This window comes from Limosilactobacillus albertensis, from assembly GCF_014145555.1.
Classification (GTDB): Bacteria; Bacillota; Bacilli; order Lactobacillales; family Lactobacillaceae; genus Limosilactobacillus; species Limosilactobacillus albertensis.
In genome coordinates, this window is the sequence record NZ_JACIVD010000057.1 from 1 (window position 1) to 4,364 (window position 4,364).

Below are 4,364 nucleotides of genomic sequence, written 5' to 3' on the forward strand. Positions count from 1 at the left end.
ATTGACGCGACTAAGCTACGAACTGAATTAGGCTGGGAACCAGAATACACTGACTTCAAGACCGGCTTGCAACATACTATTGATTGGTATACAGAACACCAAGATTGGTGGAAAGATGAGAAGGCCGCCGTTGAAGCAAAGTATGCTAAGAATGGACAATAATAATTAATAAAAATAGTCGTGATATTCTAATCGATTACCGATGAACATCACGACTATTAATTTAAAAGAGAGGAGAAAAGCGATGACAAAAATTTTAATCACCGGTGCCAATGGTCAACTCGGTTCTGAATTACGTAATTTATTAGATGAACGGGGTATTGAGTATGATGCCTTTGATTCCAAGCAAATGGATATTACTAACAAAAAGATTGTGGACGAAAAGATCAACGCATTAAACCCAGTTGTTATTTACCATTGTGCGGCCTATACTGCCGTTGACAATGCCGAAGATGTGGCTAAAGAGTTAAATTGGCAGGTAAATGAAGTTGGTACGCGAAATGTTGCCGAAGCAGCGAAAAAGGTTGGTGCTAAGATGGTCTATATCAGCACTGACTATGTTTTTGATGGTACTAATGAGGGAGAATATAAAGTTGATGCCCCGGTCAACCCAAAGAATGAATACGGTAAGGCTAAGTTAGCAGGTGAAGAAGCAGTTAAGTCAATTCTTGACGATTATTATATTATCCGTACTTCTTGGGTTTTTGGTAAGTATGGCAAGAACTTTGTCTACACCATGTTACGACTTGCCAAGGATCACGATAAATTAACAGTCGTAAATGATCAATTTGGTCGACCAACCTGGACTCGCACTTTAGCTGAGTTTATGACATACTTAGTTGATAATAACCAGCCATATGGTACTTACCAGCTATCAAATGAAGGCTCCTGCTCGTGGTATGAGTTTGCCAGCGAGATTTTGAAGGATCAAGATGTTGAAGTGACACCAGTTGATTCAAGTGCCTATCCTGCGAAGGCTTACCGCCCACGTCATTCAGTAATGAGCTTAAAGAAGGCAGAAGCGACTGGCTTTGAGATTATTGATTGGCAGAGTGCGTTGAGTGAGTTTATGGGTGAGATTGGAGAATAGTGTTGAAACCGGCTTGGTCGCCGGTTTTTTGTATGGTATGATAAGAACATACGTTTATGAGTAGTAGGCATCTAATTTAGGAGGAGAAAATTATGCCAGAAATAGGAAAAATTGGTGGGATTAGATTAGAGGGAAGAAATTTTGAAAAGCAAAAATATTTACCTTTATTAACTGTACAGACTGTGCAAAAAAAGGGTAATGAAAAAATAATAGAAAATGAAGCAACTAGAGTTTCAATAATTTATGGTGAGAATGGTTCTGGGAAAACTACAATTTCTAAAGCATTTTTAAAGATAAAGGGAGTAGATGAAGATATAAATTCAGCATGCTTGTTAGATGCAGAAAAAAATAAAGTTGATATTAAGGATGATGTAGATAATATATTCGTTTTTAACGAAGATTATATTAATGATAACCTCAAAATAAAACAGGATGGGCTTAGTACTATCGTTATTTTGGGAGACCAAAATGATGTTGATAAACAAATTAAACAAATAAAGAAAGAGGATTTAGACCCAGTAATAGGTAGGATTAATTCGTTAGAGAATGAGAGGTTAAAATATGAGGATAGTTTAAATAGTAACTCGCCTGAATATTATCTGAGTCGAATGAAAAGTAAGTTGCAGGGGGATGAAAATTGGGCTGGCAGACAAAGATTTATTAAGGGAAATAGAAGAAACGAGAGCGTATCGAATAACAGATATAAGGACTTTATTAATTTATCTCCTAAAGTATCTAGGGATAAGTTAATAGAAAAATTTCATGACTTAAAAATTGAATTAGGGAAAATTAGGGATAGTAAGTCGAATAATAAATTGTCAACGTTGAATTTGAACAATTATATTAGTAATTTAAGAGAAAATATAGAAAGGCTTAACAAATTGTTGCAACAAGAAATTGATTCTCCTAAGTTATCTGAATTTGATAGGGAGTTAATTGAAACGATTAAGAACTCTCCTAGAATTAATTTAAATAGGACACAGCAAATTCTTAAAAATACTGAGATTAATTTTTGCCCAACATGCCTTCAAGAAATAGATGATTCATATCGTAAAAAGATGCTTAAATTCATAGAACGATTTTTAAATCGTGATGTAGAGCAGTATAAAGCTAAGTTAAAAGAATTAACTATTGCGAAATCAAATATCGACTTTATTATCTTTAGTGATATTCAAGGATTGGACAAGGTGAGAAGAGCTAAAAGCAAGTTAGATAATATAATTGATAAAACTAATCAGCAGATTCAAGTAAAAATAGACAATCCATACACTTCAATTGTAATTAATAATAAATTTTCCACCATTTTACAAAATTTTGAAGAATGTATTAAGGCTTTTGATGCTAAGATTATTGAATATAATAAAAATATTCCAGATGTATCGTCCATTCTTGAGGAAATGAGCCGAGTGAATAATGAAATTGCGCACTACGATATTATAAATGATTATAGAATAATGGAGGAATTACGAAAGAAAAAAGAAAAAGTTATTGAAGATTATAATAGATTTATTGAAGAAAGAAATGAAATCAAAGAGAAATTAAATGTATTAGAGGAAAGAAAAAAGAATATAAATATAGCTCTGGATGTAATTAATTATGGTCTAGAATATATTTTCTTTTCAAAAGACCGCTTATATCTTAAATATCAAGATAATAAGTATGTTTTATATACTCACGGTAATCCGGTTACTCCTAACAATGTTTCTGTTGGAGAGAGAAATATTATTGCTTTGTGTTATTTCTTTGTCAGCATATTAATGGGGAAAAGTGAGGATGCTTATAAAGATTCCTATTTAATTGTGATTGATGACCCAATTTCGAGTTTTGATATGGAAAACAGAATTGGGATAATGTCTTATTTAAAATATAAACTAAGCGAATTCCTAACTAGTAATAAAAATACTCAAGTAGTTCTTTTAACTCATGATCTACAAGTTTTATTTGATAGTGAGAAAATGATAAATGAGATTCTTGGAAGCGGTGTTAGAAATTCTAGATCATACCAATTGAGAGAAAAAGAATTAATTCCTTGCAATAAATCTGTTAGAAATGGATATTCAAGGTTAATGTGTGAAGTATATGATTATGGGAATAATGATAAAACTATTGATAGGATGATAATAGGAAATGAAATGCGAAAACTTTTGGAATCATTCTCTACATTTAATTATAGACAAGGCATTGAGAAGGTATCTTTGGATGAAGCTATTTTAAATAAAATTGATAAAAGTGATAGGTCATATTATAAAAATTTAATGTATAGACTAGTTTTGCATGGGGAAAGCCATACAGAAGAAAGAATCGATACACTCGATGATATAAATTTCTTTGATTTTATTTCAGAAAAAGAGAAGAGACGGACAGCTCGTGATATAATTTGCTTTTTGTATGCTTTAGATTCTGTACATGTTCTTAAGCATTTAACTAAACAAGGTAAGAAAGAAAATGAGATAACGAAGAATATAGAAGCTTGGAGTAATCATAATTAAAGCTTTTTAGACTAATTTGGCTCTTCGTCAAATGTTGATAGAATTAAATGAATTTGTTAAGTAATTCGTATCTTGATTTTGGTAAGGAAACTTGCTTCTTTAGTTAAGTATATTGTTGTTGGCTACGTATTAAGAATTTACTACAAAGACTGTTAAATCAACGTTTAGTAGTAAGATAAAGATATAGAAGAAAATGGGAGGTTTTTTTACGCAAATAAATAATCAATTCTTAAAAAGAAAAATTGCTGATTGGCAAAACCATAACAGGAACGAAGGTTCTTAATTCGACGATTGATCCCTTCCAAGGGACCATTGGAGAACTCAAACTCTGTACTGTTAATGACATAAGACTGATTTTTATTTAATGTAGCGATAGCCGTATCCATTTCCGTTCCGGTATTCTGATACTGACTCAGGATCGTGATTAAGCGTTCGCTATTTCGCTCATGAAGTGCCGCCGTAATTTCTTGATATGCAGTGTAAACAGCACTAAATTGAGGAAATTGATTTAGTACTAGGTCAACGGCATTCTGTTTAGTCATATACTCGTTGATCCCACGTAAATAGACCGGCTTTTCCGGCTGCAGTTCGGTCGCTTTGAGATGGAAAAGTTTCCATTGTGATTTGAGTAGCTTGTATTCGCGAGTATGTTTATCCAGTAGTTTAAGAATATTAACTCGACAGTTATCAAGGGCGCGACCGACTAGTTGAACAATGTGGAAACGATCGATAATAATTCGGGCGTTAGGAAAAAGCCGGTAAATAAAGCTTTGATATTGGGCATT

The 4,364-nt window shown here is 32.8% G+C and carries 3 protein-coding genes and 1 pseudogene; 3 read left to right on the forward strand and 1 reads right to left on the reverse strand.

Translation table 11 applies throughout. The features are described 5' to 3' along the window. The 3 genes and pseudogenes from H5S41_RS04390 to H5S41_RS04400 form a co-directional block, all read left to right on the forward strand. Positions 1–162, forward strand: a pseudogene (locus tag H5S41_RS04390) (dTDP-glucose 4,6-dehydratase); the annotation flags it as partial. A gap of 82 nt (positions 163–244) precedes the next feature. Next, a complete protein-coding gene (rfbD, locus tag H5S41_RS04395) occupies positions 245–1,090 on the forward strand; it encodes a dTDP-4-dehydrorhamnose reductase (protein WP_182602470.1) in 846 nt (281 codons plus the stop codon). Between the two features lie 92 nt (positions 1,091–1,182). After that, on the forward strand, positions 1,183–3,579 hold the full coding sequence (locus H5S41_RS04400) for an AAA family ATPase (protein ID WP_182602471.1): 2,397 nt from the start codon (positions 1,183–1,185) through the stop codon (positions 3,577–3,579). Positions 3,580–3,785: 206 nt separating this feature from the next. On the opposite strand, the gene H5S41_RS04405 is transcribed toward H5S41_RS04400, so the two are convergent. After that, positions 3,786–4,364, reverse strand: a 579-nt coding sequence (locus H5S41_RS04405) for a transposase (RefSeq protein WP_182602472.1), incomplete at its 5' end; no start/stop codon positions are given.